The 23468-nt window shown below is 30.6% G+C and carries 26 protein-coding genes; 10 read left to right on the forward strand and 16 right to left on the reverse strand.

Annotated features, from left to right (window positions below):
• From MODO_RS16900 to MODO_RS16930, 7 genes are all read right to left on the reverse strand, one after another.
• A partial coding sequence (locus tag MODO_RS16900; RefSeq protein ID WP_155601580.1) for a TraG family conjugative transposon ATPase occupies positions 1 to 725 on the reverse strand: 725 nt, incomplete at its 3' end.
• Entirely contained in the window at positions 709 to 1053 is a 345-nt protein-coding gene (locus tag MODO_RS16905) for a DUF4133 domain-containing protein (RefSeq protein ID WP_059051487.1), read from the reverse strand. The genes MODO_RS16905 and MODO_RS16900, both read right to left, overlap by 17 nt.
• 11 nt (positions 1054 to 1064) lie before the next feature.
• Positions 1065 to 1373, reverse strand: a complete 309-nt coding sequence (locus MODO_RS16910; protein ID WP_058699398.1) for a DUF4134 domain-containing protein — start codon at positions 1371 to 1373, stop codon at positions 1065 to 1067.
• A gap of 171 nt (positions 1374 to 1544) precedes the next feature.
• Positions 1545 to 2054, reverse strand: coding sequence for a hypothetical protein (locus MODO_RS16915; protein WP_059051489.1), 510 nt, complete (start codon positions 2052 to 2054; stop codon positions 1545 to 1547).
• Positions 2055 to 2057: 3 nt separating this feature from the next.
• Positions 2058 to 2330, reverse strand: a complete 273-nt coding sequence (locus tag MODO_RS16920; protein WP_059051491.1) for a DUF3408 domain-containing protein — start codon at positions 2328 to 2330, stop codon at positions 2058 to 2060.
• Between the two features lie 11 nt (positions 2331 to 2341).
• Positions 2342 to 2770: a DUF3408 domain-containing protein gene (locus MODO_RS16925; RefSeq protein ID WP_059051494.1), complete on the reverse strand. Its 429-nt coding sequence runs from the start codon at positions 2768 to 2770 to the stop codon at positions 2342 to 2344.
• Between the two features lie 4 nt (positions 2771 to 2774).
• Entirely contained in the window at positions 2775 to 3542 is a 768-nt protein-coding gene (locus MODO_RS16930) for a ParA family protein (protein WP_059051496.1), read from the reverse strand.
• Between the two features lie 783 nt (positions 3543 to 4325).
• Here MODO_RS16930 and MODO_RS16935 point away from each other — a divergent pair.
• The 5 genes from MODO_RS16935 to MODO_RS16955 all read left to right on the forward strand — a co-directional run bounded on the left by MODO_RS16935 (position 4326) and on the right by MODO_RS16955 (position 10347).
• The gene (locus tag MODO_RS16935) at positions 4326 to 5306 is read left to right on the forward strand and encodes a DUF3644 domain-containing protein (RefSeq protein ID WP_059051498.1); all 981 of its coding nucleotides are present in this window, start codon (positions 4326 to 4328) and stop codon (positions 5304 to 5306) included.
• Positions 5307 to 5407: 101 nt separating this feature from the next.
• Positions 5408 to 6058: a TauD/TfdA family dioxygenase gene (locus tag MODO_RS16940; protein WP_059051500.1), complete on the forward strand. Its 651-nt coding sequence runs from the start codon at positions 5408 to 5410 to the stop codon at positions 6056 to 6058.
• A complete protein-coding gene (locus MODO_RS16945; protein WP_059051502.1) occupies positions 6058 to 7017 on the forward strand; it encodes a hypothetical protein in 960 nt (319 codons plus the stop codon). Before MODO_RS16940 ends, MODO_RS16945 begins: the two co-directional genes overlap by 1 nt.
• 133 nt (positions 7018 to 7150) lie before the next feature.
• Positions 7151 to 9433, forward strand: a complete 2283-nt coding sequence (locus MODO_RS16950; protein WP_059051503.1) for an AAA family ATPase — start codon at positions 7151 to 7153, stop codon at positions 9431 to 9433.
• Between the two features lie 62 nt (positions 9434 to 9495).
• Complete coding sequence (locus MODO_RS16955) at positions 9496 to 10347, forward strand: hypothetical protein (RefSeq protein WP_059051505.1); 852 nt, start codon at positions 9496 to 9498, stop codon at positions 10345 to 10347.
• 424 nt (positions 10348 to 10771) lie between these two features.
• Here the strand turns inward: MODO_RS16955 and mobB are convergent, their stop codons facing one another.
• The 3 genes from mobB to MODO_RS16970 all read right to left on the reverse strand — a co-directional run bounded on the left by mobB (position 10772) and on the right by MODO_RS16970 (position 13058).
• Entirely contained in the window at positions 10772 to 12040 is a 1269-nt protein-coding gene (gene mobB, locus MODO_RS16960) for a conjugal transfer protein MobB (RefSeq protein WP_059051507.1), read from the reverse strand.
• A gap of 3 nt (positions 12041 to 12043) precedes the next feature.
• Positions 12044 to 12481 carry a plasmid mobilization protein gene (locus MODO_RS16965; protein ID WP_059051508.1) on the reverse strand — a complete coding sequence of 146 codons (438 nt, stop codon included), beginning with the start codon at positions 12479 to 12481 and terminating at the stop codon, positions 12044 to 12046.
• A gap of 109 nt (positions 12482 to 12590) precedes the next feature.
• Positions 12591 to 13058 carry a YbaK/EbsC family protein gene (locus MODO_RS16970; protein WP_006266604.1) on the reverse strand — a complete coding sequence of 156 codons (468 nt, stop codon included), beginning with the start codon at positions 13056 to 13058 and terminating at the stop codon, positions 12591 to 12593.
• Between the two features lie 166 nt (positions 13059 to 13224).
• On the opposite strand from MODO_RS16970, the gene mobC reads away from it, so the two are divergent.
• The gene (gene mobC / locus MODO_RS16975; RefSeq protein ID WP_059051509.1) at positions 13225 to 15228 is read left to right on the forward strand and encodes a conjugal transfer protein MobC; all 2004 of its coding nucleotides are present in this window, start codon (positions 13225 to 13227) and stop codon (positions 15226 to 15228) included.
• Positions 15229 to 15428: 200 nt separating this feature from the next.
• Positions 15429 to 15899 (forward strand): JAB domain-containing protein, encoded by a 471-nt coding sequence (locus MODO_RS16980; RefSeq protein ID WP_059051510.1) that lies wholly within the window; start codon positions 15429 to 15431, stop codon positions 15897 to 15899.
• A gap of 15 nt (positions 15900 to 15914) precedes the next feature.
• On the opposite strand, the gene MODO_RS16985 is transcribed toward MODO_RS16980, so the two are convergent.
• Positions 15915 to 16646 (reverse strand): hypothetical protein, encoded by a 732-nt coding sequence (locus MODO_RS16985; RefSeq protein ID WP_235811672.1) that lies wholly within the window; start codon positions 16644 to 16646, stop codon positions 15915 to 15917.
• Between the two features lie 280 nt (positions 16647 to 16926).
• Between MODO_RS16985 and MODO_RS16990 the strand changes: the two genes are divergently transcribed.
• Complete coding sequence (locus MODO_RS16990) at positions 16927 to 17442, forward strand: antirestriction protein ArdA (RefSeq protein WP_235811673.1); 516 nt, start codon at positions 16927 to 16929, stop codon at positions 17440 to 17442.
• A gap of 188 nt (positions 17443 to 17630) precedes the next feature.
• Complete coding sequence (locus tag MODO_RS16995) at positions 17631 to 17822, forward strand: hypothetical protein (RefSeq protein WP_059051552.1); 192 nt, start codon at positions 17631 to 17633, stop codon at positions 17820 to 17822.
• 64 nt (positions 17823 to 17886) lie between these two features.
• On the opposite strand, the gene MODO_RS17000 is transcribed toward MODO_RS16995, so the two are convergent.
• The 4 genes from MODO_RS17000 to MODO_RS17015 all read right to left on the reverse strand — a co-directional run bounded on the left by MODO_RS17000 (position 17887) and on the right by MODO_RS17015 (position 22631).
• Positions 17887 to 19950 (reverse strand): type IA DNA topoisomerase, encoded by a 2064-nt coding sequence (locus MODO_RS17000; RefSeq protein WP_059051536.1) that lies wholly within the window; start codon positions 19948 to 19950, stop codon positions 17887 to 17889.
• Between the two features lie 11 nt (positions 19951 to 19961).
• Positions 19962 to 21275: a DUF3945 domain-containing protein gene (locus tag MODO_RS17005; protein WP_059051542.1), complete on the reverse strand. Its 1314-nt coding sequence runs from the start codon at positions 21273 to 21275 to the stop codon at positions 19962 to 19964.
• A 101-nt stretch (positions 21276 to 21376) separates the two neighbouring features.
• Complete coding sequence (locus tag MODO_RS17010; RefSeq protein WP_059051544.1) at positions 21377 to 21676, reverse strand: helix-turn-helix domain-containing protein; 300 nt, start codon at positions 21674 to 21676, stop codon at positions 21377 to 21379.
• Between the two features lie 109 nt (positions 21677 to 21785).
• Positions 21786 to 22631, reverse strand: a complete 846-nt coding sequence (locus MODO_RS17015; RefSeq protein WP_081316897.1) for an abortive infection system antitoxin AbiGi family protein — start codon at positions 22629 to 22631, stop codon at positions 21786 to 21788.
• 107 nt (positions 22632 to 22738) lie between these two features.
• Here MODO_RS17015 and MODO_RS17020 point away from each other — a divergent pair, with 107 nt between their 5' ends.
• Positions 22739 to 23032: a hypothetical protein gene (locus MODO_RS17020; RefSeq protein ID WP_059051548.1), complete on the forward strand. Its 294-nt coding sequence runs from the start codon at positions 22739 to 22741 to the stop codon at positions 23030 to 23032.
• A gap of 26 nt (positions 23033 to 23058) precedes the next feature.
• Here the strand turns inward: MODO_RS17020 and MODO_RS17025 are convergent, their stop codons facing one another.
• A complete protein-coding gene (locus MODO_RS17025; protein ID WP_059051550.1) occupies positions 23059 to 23367 on the reverse strand; it encodes a helix-turn-helix domain-containing protein in 309 nt (102 codons plus the stop codon).
• Positions 23368 to 23468: the final 101 nt, after the last annotated feature.

Consider the following 23468-nt stretch of genomic DNA (forward strand, 5'->3'; position numbering starts at 1 on the left):
TTTTCATAGCGTGATAAATAAGATACCTCAGTAGGTAAATCATCTGTACTTGAAAGGGTATGTAAAGAGATACGATTATCTCCTACTCTAACCTTATCGCTACTTATAGCAATATCCTGAAGACTTCCTCTTTTACTAGAACTTAGCGTTAAGTACTGCTCTAAAAGTCCGCTTTTATCTTCTGAACCAATGACATCCTCTTCTGTTAGTTTAGTTAAGTGAATCAGTCCACTATCATTAACTATTTTCTCAAGTTGAGCAGTAGCCTCTAAAAAGCTTTGAACGGTGTCTTTATCTCTAATCTGCTTTGGAATAAGCTCCCCTCTTGTAAGTGATGAAAAGTTACTTTGACTTTTAATTCGCTCTTTAGTGGTCTTAGTGATAAACAAATAACAACTGTGATTCAGATAGGGACGCTCATTAAAATGCCTCTCAAAGCTTCTACTTAGATAGCTTTGTTCTACGTTTTTAAAATCAGCCTCATAACTTTCTTTTACAAACCAATCTTGCTTGTGAATAACCGTAAACTCAGGCAATGTTTTTATAGCTTTATACCACACGCTGTGAATAGTCTCATACTCCTTGTCTGAGATAGTAAAAATCTCAGGCAAAATCACTTTAAAGCAAACCGTAATATCTCCTTGTTTTGAAACAATGCAGTTATTCTCAACCGATAGAATCGGAAACATCCGCTCAAGGGTGTTTGTCTTAGCTGTATTTCTCATAGCTTCTTAGTTTTAAGTTTGTATTGAAATACCCTTTGACATCCTTTCTTGAGATGATATACTTTGGAAAGTATTTTCTAGCCTGAAGTTTCATAAGCCCATACTGACCGTATTTCTTGTTCATTGAAAATACTTTGTAAACAAGATAGCCAGATGTACCAAGGCCAAGGGCTAAACAAATGAGATTGTTTACCCCAGCCATGTACATTACCATTACAAGAATTAAATCAGCTAACAGTCCTCCTGCAAAGTAAAACAGGTACTGCGCCTTGAGGCCTTTAAACTCCACGCTAGCTCCAATGCCTTTATTTATACTATACTTTTTCATAATAGTATCTTTTAAAGGAAAAATGATCTTAGAATTGTAGCAGCTACAATTAAGAAGATACAAGCCCCAAACCAGCTTGCGGCTGTCTTGCTTGTATCGGGATCACCACTTGAGAATTTGTTGTACACCTTTACCCCTCCAATAAGACCAACTACTGCTCCAATAGCATAGATAAGCTTGGTGGCTGGATCAAAATAAGAAGTAACCATCTGGGTAGCTTCTGTGATTCCTGCAGCTCCGTTTCCTTGAGCTAAGAGTGGCAAACTACTTAGTACAATAAGTAATAAGAAAAGCCTTTGTTTGATTGTTTTTGTTTTCATAAAAATGACATTCAGTAAGTTATAATCATGCCCTTTGCATGATACTTTGGTAAATGTCTTTTGAAAACAGGTTGAAGAATTGATTATGGAATTTAGTGGATGCTCATGGCGATAAGATGTAATAAAAAAGGCGTTAAGTATGTTTTACTATAACGCCTTCACAGTTTTTCTTTACACAAAATCATTAATATTAAAATCTTCACTATCTATTACTTCTTCTTCCTTCTTTGGTGATTTTTCACTTAAAGATTGATCTAATAACTTTGCTATTGTCTTAGCTGAATCAGGTAGTGTCTGTTGGAGTAGTTCCAATAACTCTGAGCCTTCTATTTTTTTAGCTGTCTTAACTGTAATCTCATTAATTAACTCTTCTTCAATAGACCTAACAAACCTATTAAGCTCATCGGTACTAACCCTTTGAGTAAACTCAATATCTACAGGTTGTAAACTCTCACGTAGCTCCTTTTCTTCCTCTTCTAAATCAATTTCATCTTCTGTTTGACTGATTAGTGATTGTTTTAGAACAACTGGTTTACTTTCTCCTATAATACTAACAGGGACATCTTGTTTAAAAGGTAGCTCTTCTGTTTTAGTTGGGTTCTCCTGTATACTAGTTTTATTTTTATCTAATAACAGAAGAGTGATAACAAGAACCAGACTGATTATTATAATTATTTCCATAGATTACAGAATTGGTTTAAAATGTTCTTGAAAATAAGCCTTAATATCATCCGAATGTTCTTTAAGATGTTGTGCTAATATATTGTCTATATAAGCATAAAGTGTTGTCTTATTTCCTTTAGATAATTGAACTAGGCGAATTAGTACTTCATGATGTTCAGGGCGGATGTATACCACTTTTCCTTTACTATTTGCAGGTAATCGATTAGTTAAAAACTGATCCTCGTATTTCTTAGTATCATTTTTTACTTCTGTTTTCTTAAATAGATTTTTCATGCTTTTTGGTTTTAAATTGGTTTATACTTTTCATTGTAACTCTTGGTAATTTGTTGAGAAAACTCATCAAAGTGATTGTCTAACAAATTATCTAAATACGCATAAATTGTTATTTTGTCCTCACCTATTATGTGAATGATGCGAGTTAGTTTTTCATGAAATTCAGGTCTTATATACACTGTCTTACCATCTCTGGCATTGGTATCTGATTTTTTAAAAAAGATACTCTCATAATCTGTTTCAACAGATTGCTTTGTTTGCTTCTTTTGTTTTGAAACAGGGTTCTTCTTCAAAGGAGTGTCCTCTGTCTTTCTCTGTTCTTCTACTTTTTCAATATCCTGAGCTGGTTCTTTGATTCCTTCTTTTCTAACTCCATCAACCATTAGACTCATCATTAGTTCTTCATCAATATGCGGTTGTTTTTTGCTTTCTTTTTCCATGATATTATAATTGGATGATTGTTAAAAATTCTGCTATAAAAAGGTCTAAACCACTTGCTTTACTGAGGCGTTTATCTGGTGGTAGTAAAGTGGAGCGGAAAACAAGCTTACTTGTTGCTTCACTCTCCTTACGAAATCTGCTACTACTTTTAATATGATTTTGCATCAAACTGAAATCTAATTCCTCAATGGCTTGATTATAGACATCATACAAAGGAGTACTTTCCCTCCCATCTACTTGGTTCCAAAACAGATTGATACTTTGTATTGCTGTCTCTGATTTTTTCATCACAACATCTCGCAAAAGTTGTGTAAAAACAAGCGTGCTTTCCATCACTACTCTATCCGCTGTGATAGGTGTAAAAATATAATGCATTCCCGATAAGGCGTTTAAGATTCCAGCGGTATTAACCGTTCCTGGTAAATCAAAGAAAACTACATCAACTGGTATAGTTGACTCACTTATAAACTGTTTAGCACCGTTTAATACATTATCTGCCTTCTCTTGTAATATTGGATAAGCTTTTTTATTAATTGTTGTAAACTGCTTATAGGCAAGTTTTTTCAGTACCTCGTTTTCCATAACGATAGATAAATCTCGCTCTTTCATTTTCACAAGACTGTACTGTGGAAAATCTGCGTCAAAGACAACTACGTTGTAATCCATTTGATAATGTAAAATACTTGCCACTAACGTGGTAAATGTGCTTTTACCAACTCCTCCTTTTTGAGAAGAGAATGCCACAAAAATTGGTTCTTTTTTTGTTTTCATAATTGTATGTATTTAGCTATCTGCATTAGTAAATAGATACTTCAATCCATTAGTAAGTTTGTGGTCAGCTATCTCAGTAATTCTTTACTTAGTTAAGTAGTGAACTATGTGTCTAAATAGATACTTAATTAAATGTATAATTTCCTATTTAGCTATATACTTTTCTATGTGATGTTTTACATAAATAGTTAAGCAGCTACGCTTGTACTTAGCATAATAGATACTTAAATAACTACTTGTTGCTCTAATTATATACTAATGCGCGTAATGACCTCATTACTTACTTTTTTAGATACATCAGTACTTTGTAACTGATCTATCTACCTATGCAAATATGATTATACATACAAAGAAACTTCATAAACCAGCTGAATCTGATTTATGGCGTCTTCTGGTAAAACTTGGCATTTTAGTGTCAAATAGTGGGTGATTTATTATTATGAAATCACTTTAGATTTTACGTTGTAAAATTGATGGAATTACTAATCGAAAGATTAGAGCAAGTTATGTTTTGAGGCACTCGAAATTGAGGTTTGAGCTTTCAAAACGACTTGCTCTTGCAGAGGGCTGGAAAACTACTCCGAAGTCGTTGTTTTTTGTTGAAATAATGGATAGACTCAAAATATTGAGTGGTTTACGGATTTCCGTAATAGAATTTAAGAAAGTTTTAATATGTTTGGAAAAGAAAAATAATGTTGTTTATTGTTTCATAATCCGTTGTGGAAAATGTTTTGTTTTGTGATAAAACATTTTCTATGACATTTTAAAAACAGCTGTCTTAAAATGAAATCTACAAAAAATAGAAAAATTTGGTCCGTTAAAGAAGAGTTATTAATCAAATCGCGTGAGGCGATGTTATCAGCTGTACAAATTTTTAATAATCCAAATATTAATTTTAAGTCAGAAAGTTTTATTGTGCTTTCAAATATTTCTTGGATGTATTTGTTACATGCATACTATAGAGATAAAAAAATAGAATACAGATATTTCAAACAAACTAAAGCGAGAAAAAAATTTGATAAAACTAAAAAAGGAGCATATAAATATTGGGAATTGGAAAGATGTCTTGATGACAAAGAATGCCCGATAGATTCAATTTCAAAATCAAATCTTAAGTTTTTAATTGGTTTAAGACACGAAGTTGAGCACCAAATGACTACAAGAATAGATGAATATTTAAGTGCTAGATTCCAAGCGTGTTGTCTTAATTATAATGATTATATAAAACAAATCTTTGGAGATAAATATGGTATTGATAAGCATCTGTCTTTTTCTCTCCAATTTTCAACAATCAAAGAAGAACATGCTTCTCAGTTAAGACAATTTTCAGATTTACCTGCGAATATTTCAGCGTATATTAATGATTTTGATGAAACTTTAAGTGATGAAGATTATAATAACATTAGATATTCATACAGAGTTTTATATGTACCAAAATCAGTAAACAAAAAGGGACAAGCTGACAAGGTTATTGAATTTTTACCAGCTGATTCTCCCGAAGCAGAAAAATTGAATAAAGAATATATTTTGATAAAAGAAAAAGAAAAGAAGAAACACCTGCCTTCATCTATTGTAAGCACAATTAAACAAAAAGGATTTCCTAAATTTTCAATGTCAAGTCATACTAAAATTTGGCAAGAATATGATGCGAAAGATAAAAAGAAAAATTTTGGTGTTGAAGTGGAGTCTAAATGGTATTGGTATGATAATTGGATTGATTTTTTACTTGATTATTGCGAGAAAAAAGGGGCTTTTTTTAAATAAAAAATTTATACAAAATGGATTTATCTTATGTTGTTGAAAAATTAAATATTTATGGTTTTTTTTCCACTTTCATCAATCCATAAATATTAATAGAACTTATTATGATTAATATTAAAGAAATTAAACAGAATTTAGAAGATAATGGCTGGGTTTTATTTGATTACCCGAATAATGATGAGGTTTTACTTCAAATCTCAAGTAAAATCGGAAAAATAATAAATCACCCAAATGGCAAATTAATTGATTATTTGACTCCTAAAAATAAAGCTGAAGCTAAAAAAGATACTTTTAGTAACAAATATGGTTTTGATAGATTTCCTTTTCATACTGATACAGCATTCTGGACTACTCCTGTAAGATATGTTCTAATGAGTTGTCAAAATAATAGTTTGACAGAAACATTAATTATAACATTAGAATCATTAAATAATTTAAATTCTGAAGAGATAAGTATTTTAGAGAATTCTATTTTTTTAATTAAAACAAATCGAGTTAATTTTTATTGTTCTATTTTAAGTAAACAGAATGGAAATTTAATCTTGAGATTTGATCCAAATACTATGAAAGCAATAAATTCCTATGCTAAAAAAGCAATTACCATAATTGAAAAAATTGTAACTAATTCAGAAATTCACAGAATAAAATGGAGTGATTCAGGAATTTTAATAATTGATAATTGGAGAACTTTACATTCAAGATCTTCTGTCTACAGTAATGAAAATAGAATTTTAAAACGTATATACATTTCATAATGAGTTGGGAAAGAGAACCATTATTTACAAAATCAAAATTATTTTTTGAAAAAGCATTTGGAGAGGATAAGGAAGCTCCTTTCTTTGGATTATGGTGTGCCATGGGCTTAGAATTATTATTAAGATCAACTATTGCACACGTTAGTCCAACTCTCCTAGCTGAACCAGATTCAGGTCATCAAAATTTACTACATGCATTGAATTTAGGAACTGCTAAAAGCAAGAAAAAATCTTTAATTACAATTCAGGTTTTATCTTTATGTCAAGCTTTAATTCCAAATTTTACAGAACAAAATTTCAAAGTTGCATCTGCAATAATTAACCAAAGAAACGAAGAGCTTCATACAGGAGGAGCTGCTTTTGAAGATTATCCCACTTCACAATGGATTGCTGGATTTTACAAATGTTGCAAAATACTATCTGAATTTCAAGGCGAAAGTTTAAATTCTTTATTCGGCGCTGAAATTGAAAAAGAAGCTAATGTTATATTGGCTGAAATAGAAGAAGAAGTAATTGGAAAGACAAAATCACTAATTGCTGCACATAAAAAAGTTTTTGAAAACAAATCAAAAGAAGACACAGAAAAGCTGAAAGCCGAAGCTGAGAAAAACAGCAATGATCTTTCTCATAAAGGATACCATCGTGTACATTGTCCAGCATGTAATTCTGTTGCAACTATATTAGGAGAACCATACGGAAAGGAAAATATAGAAACTAATGAAGATTGTATTATTGTAAGACAATCCATTTTACCAACTAAATTTAAATGTTCTGCTTGTGAATTAAAAATAAATGGTTACAACGCATTAACATCAGTTAATCTTTCTAACCATTATACGAGAAGAATAACTTATTCTCCTGAAGAATATTTTGATATGATTAATCCAGATGACTACGACGCTATAGTTGATCGATATAATGATTTCGACAGATATGAAATGGAGTTTAACAACGAATAATAAAAAAGTTAAAATAGTAGTAGAAATCACTTTTTTTAAAACTATATCGAATAGATTTTGTTGATTATATAAATATATCAATTTTTTTATCAAAACACTATAATAAGAGAAACCAAAAAATATAGAAGAAGCAATGGCAGATGATAAAATAAAAACTATAATTGGGTGTCAGAATATTGCTCCTATCGAGAATTTATCAAAAGAAATAAAATCAAGTTCCTTAAAAATAGGTGTATTTGCAAATAATGGAAGTGGTAAAACTTTTCTGAGTAGACTTTTTAGACTAACAGAAAAACAAGAAGAATTTGTTTTAGATGAAAATGGTAAAAGTCCAACAGATAAACTTTTGACAATCGGAAAAAATAATGGCACTTTTAATTTTAAAATAATAGATAAAGAAGGAAGAGTACAAGATGATTTTAGTATTTCTCTTACAAAGGGACAAATCCCAATAATTCCAAAAACAAAATATTTATATCATACGTTTAACCAAGATTATGTGGAAGAGAATATTCAAGTTTTGGGTTATGAGAAAGATAGTGATATTCAAGGTTTTATTTTAGGTAAAGCGAACATTGATTTAAAAGGGGATGAAGACAATCTTGCTAAAATTAGAAGAGAAGGTGAACAACTAAAAGAACAAGTTGAAAATGACATAAATAATTATGTAGAAGAAAATATAAGTAATATTCAAAACATCAAACGACTTAGTGAATATGCTTATTTGAAGCCAAATTACATTTTTCAAGGTATTGAAAATGAATTACTTGATGTTTCTAAAAGTATTGATGACCTTTTTAAAGATTACAATAAAATAAAATCTATACCTGAAAATTTAGTAGATATTGAATCTTTAAATTTAATAAATATAAACTTTCAAGTACTAAATGATATTAAAGAAAGTTTAAATGCAGAATTTTCTTTAAGTTCATTAGCAGAAGAGTTTAAAGAAAAAGTAAAGAATAAGCAAATATTTATTGAAACGGGAATGTCTTTGTTTTCTGAAACAAAAGATAATTGCTGTCCATTTTGCGAACAAACATTACAAAAGACTGCTATTAGTTTAATTGATAATTATACTAAATACCTAAATGATACAGAAGTAAAAGTAATAAAGCAGTTTAAAGAACATAAAGTATTCCTCTCAAATCTAATTAGATTCTTAAAAGAAATAGAGGTTGTAAATACTAAACAAATAAATTTATTTAATGAATTTAAAACTAAGTATATTCCATCAAGTGAAGATGAAGAATTAAGTTCTCTAAATATTGAAGAAGCTCAACAAGCTATTCAATCATTTATTGAGTTTATAGAAACAAAAATAAAAGATATTAGTAAATCGATTCAAATAGAGAGTTTTATTATTGAAAATATTGAAAAACATTTCGTTTTAATAAATAATTGTATTGAAGAAAATAATAAAAAAATCAGTTCAATAAATTCAAAGAAAAATAAAATTAATGAAGAAAATAAAACTGTCAGAAAGGAAATTTGTAAATCAGTATACAATAACTTAATTGAAAAACATAAAACAAGTATAAAAAGTATTCTTAAACTACGTGAAGAATGGAAAACCCTTGATCTTGAGATTAAGAAAAAGAAAGAACAACAAAAGGTCAGTAAGAAAGAAAAAGTTGCTTCTACAATAAAATTAGTTTTGAATTATTTTTTTTCTGATAAATACACGCTTGATGAAGAAACCTTTAGGCTTATTTTTTATAATAATACTCTTGAGAAAAACCAAGCTAGAGATGTCTTAAGTGAGGGGGAAAAAAATATAATTGCTTTTGCGTATTATATTGGTGATGCACATTTGAAAATAGAAAATGAAGATGATTATAAAAAACTCTTTTTTATAATTGATGATCCTATCTCAAGTATGGATTTTACGCACGTTTATACTGTTTGCGGAGTTATTCGAGACATTTCAAAGATAATTGATAAATTAAAGCGTGAGAGATTAATTATTTTCACTCATAATAATGATTTTATGCGTGTTCTAGCAGCAAATAATATTATTGACAAAAGACTCCTTTTAAAAAAAGGCGAACTAAAGGATTTCAATAATAATTTGACTGTTCCATATATCAACCATTTAATGGATATTTACAACATCGCAAGAAAAAATGAAATAGCAAGCCATACTACTGCAAACTCAATAAGACACATTATTGAGACCTTAACAAAGTTTCAAAATGTTGATATTGCAAAAGAGAGTATTGCTGAATATATTAGAAAGAATATACCTAACGATACTAAATCTTATACCTTGATTAATGATCTCTCCCATGGAGGTTGGAGAAGTGAACAATCTCCCATTACTGAAGATGACTATAAAGAGGTATGTGAAATATTAATTAGGCACATTGAAGATAAATATAGAGGGCAAGTCGAATATTGTAAAAATAATTCCTAAAAAACATGGTATGGTATCATATGCACTTGATGTCAGTCAACCTAACTAATAAAATAAAGTAAATGGCAAAAGGACTTCTAGGTGGGATGACTGATTATTCTCACCAATCGTTTAAAGATATAGTTTCAGACTTAGAAAATGAAAATAAAAATGTAACTGCTTTTATTAATGCTATAGAAGACAATATTACAAAAGTAAAAACAAGTGGATATTGGAATCAAAGAGTATCCTCAGATTTTATTATGATTGTAGAGTATAGTTTACGACATTATAAAACAGTCCAAAATGAACTTTTAGAAATTTCTTATGAAATAAAAAATGAAGTCAGGGGACATCATTGTAAAAGGCTTAAACGTATTTCCTCTGTTGCAGATGATATCAATCGAGAAATTGGTATGATCTGGCATAATAGTTATAGCGGAAAGGAATACGGAAATTCAGACTTCAGAGTTGTTGAGGATATTTATGGAGATACAAGAGATATGGCCGTCAACCTTCTTGACATGTCAAATATTGCAGAACGATTAGAGGATTTCATTGGTAAAACAAAAGTAACAATGGTAGAAAATAAAAACCTTGGGGGTATTACCAACACATCATTTGGTAACAATGCTACAATAATTGTAGGGGATAATAATCAAGTTAAAAATGTACAAATTAGACAAGGGAATTTTAAAGAACTAGAAGATCTTCTAGTTAAAAATAATGTTTCTCAAGAAGATATATCAGAACTAAAAGAAATAATCGAAAACGAACAACCAAATTTAGATAATAAAGTATTGGGAGATAAAGCAAATGGATGGATTGCTAAAATGGTAAAAAAATGTTTAGATGGATCTTGGGCGATAGGTATTGGGGCTGCGGGAAAACTTCTTGCAGATGGAATAAAAGCATATTATGGTATGCTTATTTAATTGATACATTATCTAGGATCGCTTAAAAATTTTGGATTATTATTTATGTAAAGATAATTTCTCATAGTTTTTCTCTCTATGTAAACTCATCTAACAAACAAAATAGCTTTTATAAATTAATTAAGATAATTTTAATTACTATCTTTATGACTAATTAAATTGGATTCCAATCATAGCATAAAACTTTCGGAATAAGGTGCTCACCCCAAATCAAAAAAGTGAACATCACTATTTATAAAGCATACGAGATAAAAGAGACTAACCCTCTTTCTCCACAACATAATTAGAATAATTACCTTATAAAGGTTTCAAAACGAAACAAAAGCCTGTAAATTTAATGAGTTTACAGGCTTTTATATTTGACTTAGATAGTTATTTGTTTTAAAAGTGCTCATAATATGAATATCTAATTAGGTGCACTGTCTCAGAAAGATCTTTTTTTTCTTCTTTTGATTCTTTTCTCAAAACTCAACTCTTCATAATCTATCTCTTGGTTATTGTTTAAAAGATTAAACAATGATAAAAACTCATCATTCTTAAAATTGGTAGTATCAGAATATAAATGCTCAAACATTGGATGTAACTCGTCTAATTCATTAGTATTAGCCTGTTGAGAAGGTATTAAAATTGAACGAGGATAATCTTCTGTACTACTCCATTTTTGATTAAGTGTATTAGCAGATAACTCTTTACTTAAATCAGAACCTTTATAGACACTTTTTGAGTTGTGATCGATAAAAGTTACACCATAGATACGATTGTCCTTATTTTGAAAGATAACAACGTTTATTCCATGATTTAAAAGTGCTACTTTAAATTCTTTTTGTGAATTTGTTGTATTTAACGCTATCTCAATTATATGTTTAAGATTCTCTTTATTAGGTAAAGATTTTAGTTTTTCTTTTGATGTTTTAAAGTGACTTTCAAGATTTTGATAACTTGCATTTTTTCCAAAAAGGGAAGCCTTAAAAGGATTACTTACCTTCTCTCCTATTTCGTTTATTGCAAAATAAACTAAACCTTGTTTTGGTTGTTCATTATAAGTTGCTTCAACCTTTTCTGCTCTTATATTAAAGAGTGATAATAAAGCATTGTAACTTGTTAAGCTATCATAGTTATAGTACTTGGGTAAGTAGCGTATAACCGAGGCTATTTGAGCTTTTAAATTGTGCTTTGTGTAATCTACTGGTGTAAATTGAATCTGTTTTGTTTCCTCATTTTTTTGATTTATAGAAGAGGTTAGATTAAACTTCTTTTCAATTTCACGGCAAGTTTTCATTGATTTTAAATGATCGTATTTATCATTTATTTTCTTCCCCTTTAAGTCTGTGCAAACGGTAACAATATGAATATGCTCTCTTTCTATATCACTATGCTTATAGACAATATATGGCTGATTTTCATAGTCCATACTATCCATATAGTATTGGGCTATTTCATTTAATGTATCATCAGATAATTTATCATTGGGATTTGGATTTAAAGAAATATGCCGTACAACTTTTTCTGTCTTAGTATTTAAAAGTAAATAAGGTTCAAAGTGTTTATAAAGTTGAGCTATGTATTTTAAAGAGTTGTTGGGTTCTGGTAGATTATTTGTAAACAAAACGGAGCCCTGTCCTTTATCAACTTTTAATTGATTGTAGGACAAAGCTCCTATAAGATTACTTCCTTTACCAATTTTAGCTATCATAAGTTATAAATTAGTATTTAAGTGCTTGTCTTCAAACTCTTTGGTAAGCCTAATAATGTAATAGCAAAGTTTTGATAAATCTTTGGTATACTCTTCAAGTTTTGAAATAGAACGTTTGGCTCTATTTTCTGAGAAGTACTGGTTACAAAGTTTTACCATTTGATTATAGTTTACTCCTACTGCTCTAAATTGATTAAACAGTTTAGTTAGTAATCCGTGATATTGCAAAGCAGCAACATCTACTTTGACTGTTTTAACTTGTCTATCTAAAAGCATAGAAACAAGAAAGCTTGCTTTGTTTGTCATTCCTGATGATGTAAACAAAGCAAGCAGTCTCTGGTTTTCAGATTCGGTGAGTCTGAAAACATGTCTGTATTTTTTAGGATTGGATTTTAGTTTTCTTCCTCCTTTGTTTTTAGTGGTAGTTTGTATAGTGTCCATAGTGTCTTACTTTGATTCTTGTCAAAATAAGAAATACTTATATCGCTAAACTTCTAATGGCTCTTAGAGGTCGTATTTGGAATTACATAGCAAACAATTTTGTATTAATCTACTTTGTCACAGATACCCAATCAACAAAATCACACAAACCAAGTAGTTCTTCTTGTTTTAATTGGACTACAGTATTAGCGCTACCGCCTGCTGGATAGAGTACTTGATGTTTTTTTAAAGATTCATCAAAGTAGACTTTGGTTGATTCTTTTACCTTAAAAGGACAGACTCCCCCTACTTGATGACCGACTAATTCTTCTACATCTTCATATTTAAGCATTTTGGCTTTGATACCAAAAGTATCTTTAAAAGTTTTATTATCAATTTTACTATTTCCTGATGCGACGACAAGAATAGCAGCTCCCTCTTCTGGGGAATAAAGCGTTATACTCTTTGCTATTTGGTCACTATCACAACCAATCGCAATTGCAGCTTCATCTACAGTGGCTGTACTCTCCTTAAATTCAATAAAACGATCTTCAAAGCCCTTGCTTTTTAGATAGTCTTTCACTTTTAAATGGTTCATAATAATTAATATTGGTTTTTAAAAATAGAAATTATAATACAATTGACAAATTTTAATAGTGCTGTCTTGCTATTTATCAAAGCCAAATAATACCTTATAATTCCAATTTCAAGCTTTTAGATTGATATACTGCTACTTTAAATCGTTAATCTTAATTACATTTATTATGCAATCAGAAGACGATTTAAAAGCTCTTGCTAAAATCCTAGCATTTATGCGAGCAGTAAGTATTATAGTAATGCTTATACACTTATACTGGTACTGTTATTCTTTCTTTTCAAGCCTTAGAGTTACCCACCATGTCGTAGATCGAATACTAGTTAACTTTAATCAAACAGTAGAACTGTTTTCTCATTTACTTTATACGAAACTCTTTTGTTTGGTTTTACTCTCTTTAAGCCTGTGGGGAGGCAAAGGCGTAAAACATGAAAAGATAACAGTATCTAAAATCATAGGTGTTTTTACAATTGGTTTTAGTTTGTTCTTTTTCAATTTCTTTTTACTTGATTTTGGATATTCTTGGAGTGCTATACTGTATATAGCAAGTACTTTCTTAGGCTATATCTTGCTTCTTGTCTCTGGCGCTTGGATTAGTAGGCTCTTAAATGATAACCTAATGCAAGACGTGTTTAATTTTGAGAATGAAAGTTTTATGCAAGAGACTCGTCTTATTGAAAATGAATACTCTGTTAACCTTCCTTCAAGATTCTACTATAAAAGCAAATGGAATAGTGGTTGGATAAACATCGTTAATCCTTTTAGAGCAACTATCGTACTTGGTACTCCAGGTTCTGGTAAATCCTATGCAGTGGTAAATAACTTTATCAAACAACAAATTGAAAAAGGATTCTCTATGTATATCTACGATTTTAAGTTTGATGATTTATCGACCATCGCATATAATCATCTATTACTTCACAAAGAAAAATACGCTATTGCACCTAAGTTCTATGTGATAAATTTTGATGATCCAAGTCGTAGTCATCGTTGTAATCCGATTAATCCATCGTTTATGACTGATATATCTGATGCTTATGAATCGGCCTATACCATTATGCTTAACCTTAACCGCTCATGGATACAAAAACAAGGTGACTTTTTTGTAGAATCTCCAATCATACTCTTAGCAGCTATTATATGGTTTTTGAAGATTTACCAAAATGGAAAATATTGTACGTTCCCTCATGCTATTGAGCTTTTAAATAAAAAGTATGCTGATGTATTTACTATCCTTACCTCCTATTCAGATTTAGAGAACTACCTCTCTCCTTTTATGGACGCATGGGAAGGTGGAGCACAAGACCAATTACAAGGGCAAATAGCTTCTGCTAAAATACCACTGTCTCGTATGATATCACCATCGCTATACTGGGTAATGACAGGAGACGATTTTTCTTTGGATATTAATAATCCAAAAGAGCCTAAAATACTATGTGTTGGCAACAACCCTGATCGTCAAAACATTTACTCTGCTGCCCTTGGGCTTTATAACTCACGTATTGTAAAACTAATCAATAAAAAAGGTCAACTTAAAAGTTCAGTAATTATTGATGAATTACCTACTATCTATTTTAGAGGACTTGATAACCTTATTGCTACTGCTCGTAGTAATAAAGTGGCTGTGTGTTTAGGGTTTCAAGATTTCTCACAGCTTAATAGAGATTACGGAGATAAAGAAAGTAAAGTAATTCAAAACACAGTTGGTAATATCTTCTCAGGTCAAGTTGTTGGCGATACAGCTAAAGCACTATCAGAACGCTTTGGTAAAATACTTCAAAAGCGTCAAAGTATATCTATTAATAGAAACGATCGCTCTACCTCCTTCTCTACCCAGCTTGACACACTCATCCCTGCTTCTAAAATATCAACTCTTACCCAAGGAATGTTTGTAGGAGCTGTATCTGATAATTTTGATGAGCGAATAGATCAAAAGATATTTCATTCTGAGATAGTTGTTGATAATGACAAAGTTTCTAAAGAAATGAAAGCTTATAAAAAGATACCTCAAATAACTTCTTTTTTAGATGCTCGTGGTAATAATACCTTAGATGAAACGATTCAAGCTAATTACAGACAGGTTAAACTTGATATTGAGTCAATTATTGAATCAGAATTAAAACGCATTGAGAACGATCCTGAATTAGCTCATTTGATTAATAAGAAGAAGTAAACTTATCTTCTAGTCCTTCAGGCTAATAGTGGTTTTATTTTTTATCAATTCTCTCACTAAGCAAGGTAATGCTCCGCGGTTCGCCTTCAAAAAATTCCCCCATAAATGCTTGACCTTGTCTTCACTTTATTGCGTTGCTTTTTGAGCTTGCTTAAGCATTACCTGTAGCTGCTCCATAATTAATTTAAAAATATAATATTATGGAATCTACAGTTTTAAACAGCAATTGGTTAGTGGCATCAGAGATAGAACTAATCTACAAATCTAAAGTTAAAGCATCTAAAAGACCAAGAATAGACTCTTCTTACTCCGCTTTTGAAATAGCTTTAAAAGCATGGGATGAAAATAAGATTGAACTTTTAGAACAATTTAAAGTACTTATGCTTTCAAATAATAATAGAGTACTTGGTGTACTTGAGATATCATCTGGTGGTATAACTGGAACAGTCGTTGATCTTAGATTGATATTTGCTGCTCTTTTAAAATCTAAAAGCACAGCTTTTATCCTAGTACATAATCATCCTTCAGGAAAATTACAACCAAGTGATGCTGATAAGCATATCACTGCCAAAATTAAACAAGCAAGTCAAATACTTGATATTGCTCTTTTAGATCATTTGATAATAACACCTGAGAGTTTTTACTCTTTTGCAGATGAAGGCGTCTTATGACGCCTTCATTTTAATTTAGTTCTCGTTTCTTATAATATCATTCTTAATTTCAGTCAGTTCATCGCAAATAACTAGACATTCGCGTGCTTCATCTAAAACTATTTTATTAATATACCATTTAAAGAAATACACCGCTACAAAAAGAGTAAGACCTAAGAAAACTACGTTTAACAACGAAGTATTACTACTTACCTCTTTTATGTACAAAGTCCAAATACCTCCCATAAAAAAAGCTATAATTTTACTATTTGAGCTAATAATATCTTTAAAATTTGTTTTTTTTCTATCAACAAGAGACAGAAGGTGTTTTAAATCAGCTTCAAGTATAATTACATTTTTCTGTTCATTATCTTTTTGTAAAATCTCTTTTGCAATTAAATTATTCTTAAAGTTAACTTGTTCATCTTTCTTCATACTTTGGGTTCTCCAATCTCCTTTTAGGATATTCTTCAAATTTTCCATTTTACTATCTCGAAATACTTTAATTGCTTTGAGTATATCAAACATACAGAGAGAAATATAAACTGAAGAAAATAAACTAATAACAAATATTAAAAGTTGAAAAGACCATAAATCCCTTGGAAATAAAAGTATTACTATCAGAATGCCTGAAATTCCACCTATGATTCCACCTCCTTTAAAATAGAGTGTTTTATTCTTTATTTCTAAATCAGTTAATACAGTGTTTCTTGATCTAGCTTTAACATAACACTCCTTGTACTCATGAAACAATAATCCTTTATTCATTATTTTAAATTTAAAATTAACTACAAACATAAAAAGTATTAAAATTTAGACAGGATTAGTCAATACCCACCTTAGGCACTGTTATTTCAGTAGGCAAAGTTTTTTAGCTTTTTAGCCCATACAAGTTCAAGTCCTATGGATTACCGCAATAAATCTTCCTCATTTCATTCTATGAGCGTATTTATCTTGTAAAACATGCTCGTCACTAAAAACCAGAACATAAGTGCCATGAAATTAACCAGACCCTAAGGTCATAATACTATTTATCATGGAAAATTTAATGCACTCAAAAGTTTATGTTGGTACTTATGCTAAGTATAACAATAGTTCAATTAAAGGAGATTGGATCGAGCTTAGTAACTTTAGTTCTATTGAGGAATTTTATGAATGTTGTTCAGAGCTACACGCTGATGAAACAGATCCTGAATTTATGTTTCAAGACTGGGAAAATATTCCATCTGAGTTAATATCAGAAAGTAACCTTTCAGAAAACATCTTTTCAATCATTGAAAAAGTATCAGATTTGCAGTATAATACTTTAGAAGCTTTTTCAGCTTGGGTAAGCATAGGTAATCATGATATTGAATCTGATGATATAGATTCGTTATTTGAATCATTTGAAGATGATTATCAAGGATATTATAACAGTGAAGAAGATTTCGCTTATCAAATCATTGATGAGTGTTACGATTTATCTGATTTTGTAAAATCATACTTTGATTATGAAAGCTTTGCTAGAGATCTTTTTATGAGTGATTATACTTATGAAAATGGTCATGTATTTAGAAATAACTAATTGATTGTTTTTCAATTAATTTTTAAAACAAGAAGTTATCTGAATCAGATAACTTCTTGTTTTACTTTATTAGTTTTAAACAGATGGATTTAAAATTTATTTACTTTTGTTTCTTCATTACTTAGTCAACTAAAGTAAGTATAGCTAAGTCTATGCTTATTATCTTACTAAGCAGTAATACAAAAAATATGAAAAGAATTAAACAATTAGGTGTCTTAGCCTTAACGACTTTACTTTTAGCTTCTTGTTCTGTACATATAAAATCACATGGAAACAATGACGTTCCTCCTGGACAAATGAAGAAAGTAACAGGATCAAAGTCAGCTAAGCCTTATGCTCCAGGGCAACAGAAAAAACATGTTAAAAAGCATAAACACTAATAGGTATAAATCAAAAGGAGTTACCTGATTTTTAGATAACTCCTTTTGCTTTATTTAATTTTAGTTACTTGTTTTTAAATTCAAATCCAGTGGTACAATCTTCTTTTAAAATAAGGTAAGCATCGAACTTCTTCCCTGCTTTGCTTATCAATCCTTTTAGCAGCTTGGTTTTACCTTGTTGTATTAGGTCAGTGATATCATCCATTGAAAGTTTAATTCCGCAGACCTCTCTAAACAATACCCAATTACAATCAGGTTCTAAACATTTCACTACTTTTTCTCTTAATTGAAGTGTATGTTGTTTACACTTTGGACAAGATAGATGATCTGTTTCATTAACTGGTTTAATAGCTAAAAGCTCTGCTGTTATCTTTGTGGTATAATCCTCTATCTGTCTATGGAAGTCTTCCATATCGGTTTTATTCTCTTCAATATCTTTAAAAGCAGATTCCCATTTAGCTGTTAGAAGTACATCTGAAATAAGCCTTTCTTTGACTATTTCATATACTTTGAGTCCTTTTTCTGTTGGAACAAGCGACTTAGCTTTTCTTATGATGTAGTCTCTTTTTAAAAGCGTTTCGATAATAGAAGCCCTTGTAGCTGCTGTTCCGATTCCAACTTCTTTAATAATACTCTGAAGTGATTTATCTTCTACTTCTTTAGATGCATTTTCCATAGCTGATAAAAGTGAACTCTCTGTATATAAAGCTTTTGGTCTTGTTGATTTTTCAAGAGCAATTGATTCTTTAATTTTTAGATTCTCGCCTTGTTGTAAATCAGGTAAATCTATTACTACCTCATCAGTAGTAGAAAGTTCTTTTCTTACCTCTCTCCATCCAAGTTCTATTATTGAAGAAGACTTAAAACTAAACTCATAATCCAAACTACTTAAGGTTACCTCTGTTTGCTTTTTTACACAAGGTTCAAATACTGTTTCCCATATTCTTTGAGCAATCAAATGATAAATGCTCTCTTCTTTAGCGTTAATCGCTGAAGGAAGTCTATCTGTGGTTAATAGTCCATGGTGATCTGTAACCTTTACATCATTTACTATCTTCTTATTAAGCCTTGCCATCTTTAGTTTTAGAAGCAGGTTACTATATCTACTATCATCTGAAAGAACCTTTAATAAGTTAGGAACCTCAGCCCATAAATCCTCTGGAATGTATTTACTCGAAGTTCTTGGATACGTGATAAACTTCTTTTCGTACAGGCTCTGAGTAATGCTGAGAGTCTCATCTGCTGAGAACCCAAAGAGTTCATTGGCTCTTTTTTGAAGTGAGGTTAAATCAAAAAGAAATGGGGACTCTTCTCTTATTGTTTTGGTTTCTACTTTTTGTATTTTAACCTCACTTTGTTTGTCAAAGAGTTTTAAAGCTTGTTCTGCTTTTTGTTTATCTTCCCATTTATCAGTTGAGAGCGATTTAAATAGTATACCGTCTTTTTGATGAATAAGTTCTATTTGATAGTACAGTTGCTTCTTAAAAAAAGTATTCTCTAAATACCGTTTACAGATAAGACTGAGGGTTGGTGTTTGTACTCTACCGAGAGAATACACCGAATCATTCATTGAAACAGTAAGTGCTTGAGAAGCGTTTATACCAACAAGCCAATCTGCTCTACTTCTACTGTGACCTGCTCTAAAAAGTCCATCGAATTCGCTTCCTTCTCTAAGATTTTGTAAGCCTTCTTTAATAGCTTTTTCAGTTAGTGAACTAATCCAAAGTCTTTTAAAAGGTTTAGTACAGTTTAGGTATTGAAAAATATATCTTGCGATAAGTTCTCCTTCCCTACCTGCATCAGTGGCTACAATAATCTCAGAGCATGCTTTAAACAGTTTATCAATAATTTTAAGCTGTTTTAAAGCTCCTTGATCTGAGATGTACTTTTTATCTTTTTTAATCTTTCTTGGAAGTAACAAATAAGACCTTGGTAAGATTGGCAGGGCTTCTCTTTTAAAGCCCTGAAATCCATAATCTTCAGGCATAGCTAGTGATACTAAGTGACCAATAGCCCAAGTAACACAGTATCCATTTCCTTCGATAAAGCCATCTTTTTTTGCTTTAGCTCCAACAAGCATAGCTATCTCCCTAGCCACACTTGGTTTTTCTGCAAGAATTACAATCATAGTCTTTAGCTTTACATTTTACGTCCTTTGCTTTTCTTTGGCTCATCCGCTTGTTTTTCTGACTGCGATTGAGCTTTTGACGGTTCTTGCTTGTTTGGATTTTGAAACGAAAAATCAGCTTGTTTAGTTTCTTTGTTGTACGTCACATATCCTTGATAAGGATTACCTCTTTTATCCAACAAATCTTTAATGTAAATAGCCTTGCCTTCCAATAAGTCGCTTTGCTGTTTTTCGGTGAGTTCTTTACCTCTAAAGGTTTTCAAATCATCTGACAGTTGGGATTGGTTTTGTGTTTGGCTCTTACTTTGTTTATTGGTATTGTCAAACAAAAACTCAATATGACCTTTAGCTGCGTTAAACTGAATTTCTGCATTAAAAAGATTTCCCTTGGCAGAGGTCATGCCCTCTACAAGTAGCGGTTTACCATCTTTTAAAGTCTGAAGCTGCTCTTCACTTAAAACAATGCCTTTTACCTCTTGTGGTAATTGCATCTTTTCAACTCTAGTAACAACTAAATTATTGGTGAGCCTGTCCACGCTCACAACTGATGGAATCTTTTCCTTTGTTGTTGGATGGGTAAGCTCCACTACCCTACCCATATTACCAGTTTTTAAAAGGTTGTGCTTGTCTTGTTTGGAAAACTCATGTCCATAAAGTGGCACATTGAGATTTGGGTATTTCTTTACACCTTCTAGTGCCATGACCACCTTACCCTCTTCGTTCTTTTGTAGAGATAGTCTTGCATCCAAAGAAAACACCGCAGAACCTAAGTCTAAGTTCACAGCTACTAAATCCTTGGTTTTATAGCCTTGTAAAAGTGGTTCCAAAAGATCCATTTCTTGAAGCTTCTCTTTTGATAGGCCAAGTCTTGATAGTGAATCCCAATCAATATCTTTAATATCAAACTTGTTAGAACTATATTGCCCCTCTTCTTTTGTTGGTTCAGCTACTTTGTTTTCTTTCTTTGGCGCGTTTCCAATCTCTGTTATTTGGTGCTTTAAAAACAGCTCGTGAGTAGGTCCTGATTGATTAAGTTCCTTCTGCATTTGATTAGCCATCTTAATGGTCAAAAGCTCCGGAACTCTAAAGAAAGTAAACTGAGTTGGGTTTTTAAGTTGGCTGAAAAAATTAGAAAAGAAGTTGGAAAAGAAATCTCCGTTACGATCAACTTTTAAAAATTGATTTTGATTCTTTTTAGTAGCTGGCACTGTTTCAAGCTTTCCATCTTTATCTAATCCCTTTACTACTTGAATCTTATTCTTTGTTTTGTCATTAACAAGAAGCACATCGTGCTCTACTTGCCTTTGGGTGGTTTCTGTACTCATAATACATAGTTTTAAATGATTAAAAACTTAAAACTAAAGCTAAGAGAGCCAGGTTAGTAAATAGTATGCTTTAAAGGTCACTCTTGGCTTTTAGCCGTTATTTACTTCTTCTTGCGTACAGGATGTTTAAAACATTCTCTGATAAACTGATTGACATCGGAGCGCTTGTAGTAGAGTTTTCCACTAATGGTATAATAAGGGAGTTTACCGTCTGAGCGGTAACGTTGTAAGGAACGGGGACTTATTTTAAAAAGTTCCATTACATCTTGACTGTCTAAAAGCTCTTCTCCATCTATAGTTTGAGTTTTTATAGGCAGGTCTTTGATATGTTCTGACAAATGATCGAAGCGTGTCATAATACGCTCCATCCATAAAAGGAATTCTGTGCGATCTATATTCATAATGTTAGAATTTAATAGATTAATTAAATTTGTTAGCTAACATTACAAAGCAACAAAGCTTGGCAGAATAAATCTGCCAAGCTCTGCCAATGGGTAAATAAATTCTATTTTAAAAAATCTTAATTAAAGATTTCAATCGTTCTTTATCTTCAATACTTATACTTATTATTGAATTATCTAACTGGTCTATTTTATTTTCAAGCTCTGTTACATCTGACTCATCTTTTACTAATAGATGCGTTATATCTGTAAATTTAAAATTCAATTTTAAATCATCCAGAAGACGTTTATTTTCATTAAAATTTCCTCTCCATTCAATATATTCCTCTTTATTTATATTGTATTTACTTAAAAACTCATTCATTTCAGGCACATAACACCATTCACGTTCATCGTAAAAACAATAGTGTTCTGAACCTCCTTGTCTTGATAAATGACCATCATATGGTTTTATATATAACAAACTATAAGTATGGTAATTTAAAGTATTTAATGTTGCTTTTAGTTTATCATTGTATTCTTTCGCTATCAAAGTATTTCTTTCAAACAAAGACAAATCATTTTTCATAATACTCTGACTTGCATGCCAAGCTTGTCCTATCTCCCTATTTATATCTCCAACAAAGTTATATGCCATTCTACTACTATTAAACCCATTTATAAAAGATTTTGAAATCAAAGAATGATTCTCTAAATATAAAACAGGATTTAATTTGTTCTCTTTAGCCCAAGTTTTATTTATACCTATTCCATAGTTACCATAATTCTTGTATTGACTTAATGTATTTTCAGTAATATCACAAAATGATATTTTGGGAACATATTGCTCTATTTCTGAATCACCGTATTTAAATACTTCCTTACAAAAGCTTCCTGTAAATCCAGTAGTTAGAATAGAAAACAATACATCTAAATCTTTTGTAAAGTGAAAAAGAGAATCCATTGATTTTAGCATGGTAAGATATTTTATAAATGAATATATAATTCTCTAAATGAGAACAATATAAATTTACTAAATTAGTAGCTAAACACAATATCAATCAATATTTAAAAAAGATTCTAATGCCTACTTTTTTATTAGTATTCGCAATTTTATCCATAATCATTGGATTTGGACTCATATATTGGATAAATAGAAGAAAATTCTATCGTCGAAATGTAGCTGGTTTAGAAGGTTTCTCAAGTTTTGAAGCCTCTGTATTTATTCGTTTCATAGAACGCTTAGGTAAATGGTTAGCTTACATTTTAATCCTTTTTAGTGTTCTATCATTTTTTCTTTATTGTAGTGAAAAGAAAAGGGTTGAGAGAAAACAACAGAAAATTGAGAATAGAACTTTAAAGATTAGTGATAAATAGAAATAAAAGTAAAACAGAGATTACTTTTATTTACGTGTTTTTGCTTTTTCGAGTTCTTCTTTAGCAATTAACCATTCAGAGATATACTTGTTTACATCTATTTCTACATTAAATATAGTAACTTTCTCCATATCTAATCCCTTTGCTAAAATTATTAATTTATCTAAAGTAGGATTAGACAGTCCTCGCTCTAGAAGCCCTACATAGTTTTTTGTAAGATTTATACTATTATCAGCTAATTCTTGCTGAGAAATGAAATCCTTATTATAATCAGGACTCTTCACCATTTCTCTAATTTTTCTAATTCCTTCTCCTAATTTCTCTTTTTCGGTCATTTCCTATTTTTTTATAAAATTCTCATTTATAAAAAAAACAAATGGAACGATATATCGTTCCATTTGTTTTTTTTACTATATTTGTATTATATCTAATTTCA

Origin of the sequence: Myroides odoratimimus (assembly GCF_001485415.1) — a bacterium.
GTDB classification, from domain to species: Bacteria; Bacteroidota; Bacteroidia; order Flavobacteriales; family Flavobacteriaceae; genus Flavobacterium; species Flavobacterium odoratimimum.

Coding starts and splice junctions, on each gene's coding strand:
- MODO_RS16905 (WP_059051487.1), bottom strand. CDS start 1,053: ATGAAAAAGTATAGTATAAATAAAGGCATTGGAGCTAGCGTGGAGTTT.
- MODO_RS16910 (WP_058699398.1), bottom strand. CDS start 1,373: ATGAAAACAAAAACAATCAAACAAAGGCTTTTCTTATTACTTATTGTA.
- MODO_RS16915 (WP_059051489.1), bottom strand. CDS start 2,054: ATGGAAATAATTATAATAATCAGTCTGGTTCTTGTTATCACTCTTCTG.
- MODO_RS16920 (WP_059051491.1), bottom strand. CDS start 2,330: ATGAAAAATCTATTTAAGAAAACAGAAGTAAAAAATGATACTAAGAAA.
- MODO_RS16925 (WP_059051494.1), bottom strand. CDS start 2,770: ATGGAAAAAGAAAGCAAAAAACAACCGCATATTGATGAAGAACTAATG.
- MODO_RS16930 (WP_059051496.1), bottom strand. CDS start 3,542: ATGAAAACAAAAAAAGAACCAATTTTTGTGGCATTCTCTTCTCAAAAA.
- MODO_RS16935 (WP_059051498.1), top strand. CDS start 4,326: ATGAAATCTACAAAAAATAGAAAAATTTGGTCCGTTAAAGAAGAGTTA.
- MODO_RS16940 (WP_059051500.1), top strand. CDS start 5,408: ATGATTAATATTAAAGAAATTAAACAGAATTTAGAAGATAATGGCTGG.
- MODO_RS16945 (WP_059051502.1), top strand. CDS start 6,058: ATGAGTTGGGAAAGAGAACCATTATTTACAAAATCAAAATTATTTTTT.
- MODO_RS16950 (WP_059051503.1), top strand. CDS start 7,151: ATGGCAGATGATAAAATAAAAACTATAATTGGGTGTCAGAATATTGCT.
- MODO_RS16955 (WP_059051505.1), top strand. CDS start 9,496: ATGGCAAAAGGACTTCTAGGTGGGATGACTGATTATTCTCACCAATCG.
- mobB (WP_059051507.1), bottom strand. CDS start 12,040: ATGATAGCTAAAATTGGTAAAGGAAGTAATCTTATAGGAGCTTTGTCC.
- MODO_RS16965 (WP_059051508.1), bottom strand. CDS start 12,481: ATGGACACTATACAAACTACCACTAAAAACAAAGGAGGAAGAAAACTA.
- MODO_RS16970 (WP_006266604.1), bottom strand. CDS start 13,058: ATGAACCATTTAAAAGTGAAAGACTATCTAAAAAGCAAGGGCTTTGAA.
- mobC (WP_059051509.1), top strand. CDS start 13,225: ATGCAATCAGAAGACGATTTAAAAGCTCTTGCTAAAATCCTAGCATTT.
- MODO_RS16980 (WP_059051510.1), top strand. CDS start 15,429: ATGGAATCTACAGTTTTAAACAGCAATTGGTTAGTGGCATCAGAGATA.
- MODO_RS16985 (WP_235811672.1), bottom strand. CDS start 16,646: ATGAATAAAGGATTATTGTTTCATGAGTACAAGGAGTGTTATGTTAAA.
- MODO_RS16990 (WP_235811673.1), top strand. CDS start 16,927: ATGCACTCAAAAGTTTATGTTGGTACTTATGCTAAGTATAACAATAGT.
- MODO_RS16995 (WP_059051552.1), top strand. CDS start 17,631: ATGAAAAGAATTAAACAATTAGGTGTCTTAGCCTTAACGACTTTACTT.
- MODO_RS17000 (WP_059051536.1), bottom strand. CDS start 19,950: ATGATTGTAATTCTTGCAGAAAAACCAAGTGTGGCTAGGGAGATAGCT.
- MODO_RS17005 (WP_059051542.1), bottom strand. CDS start 21,275: ATGAGTACAGAAACCACCCAAAGGCAAGTAGAGCACGATGTGCTTCTT.
- MODO_RS17010 (WP_059051544.1), bottom strand. CDS start 21,676: ATGAATATAGATCGCACAGAATTCCTTTTATGGATGGAGCGTATTATG.
- MODO_RS17015 (WP_081316897.1), bottom strand. CDS start 22,631: ATGCTAAAATCAATGGATTCTCTTTTTCACTTTACAAAAGATTTAGAT.
- MODO_RS17020 (WP_059051548.1), top strand. CDS start 22,739: ATGCCTACTTTTTTATTAGTATTCGCAATTTTATCCATAATCATTGGA.
- MODO_RS17025 (WP_059051550.1), bottom strand. CDS start 23,367: ATGACCGAAAAAGAGAAATTAGGAGAAGGAATTAGAAAAATTAGAGAA.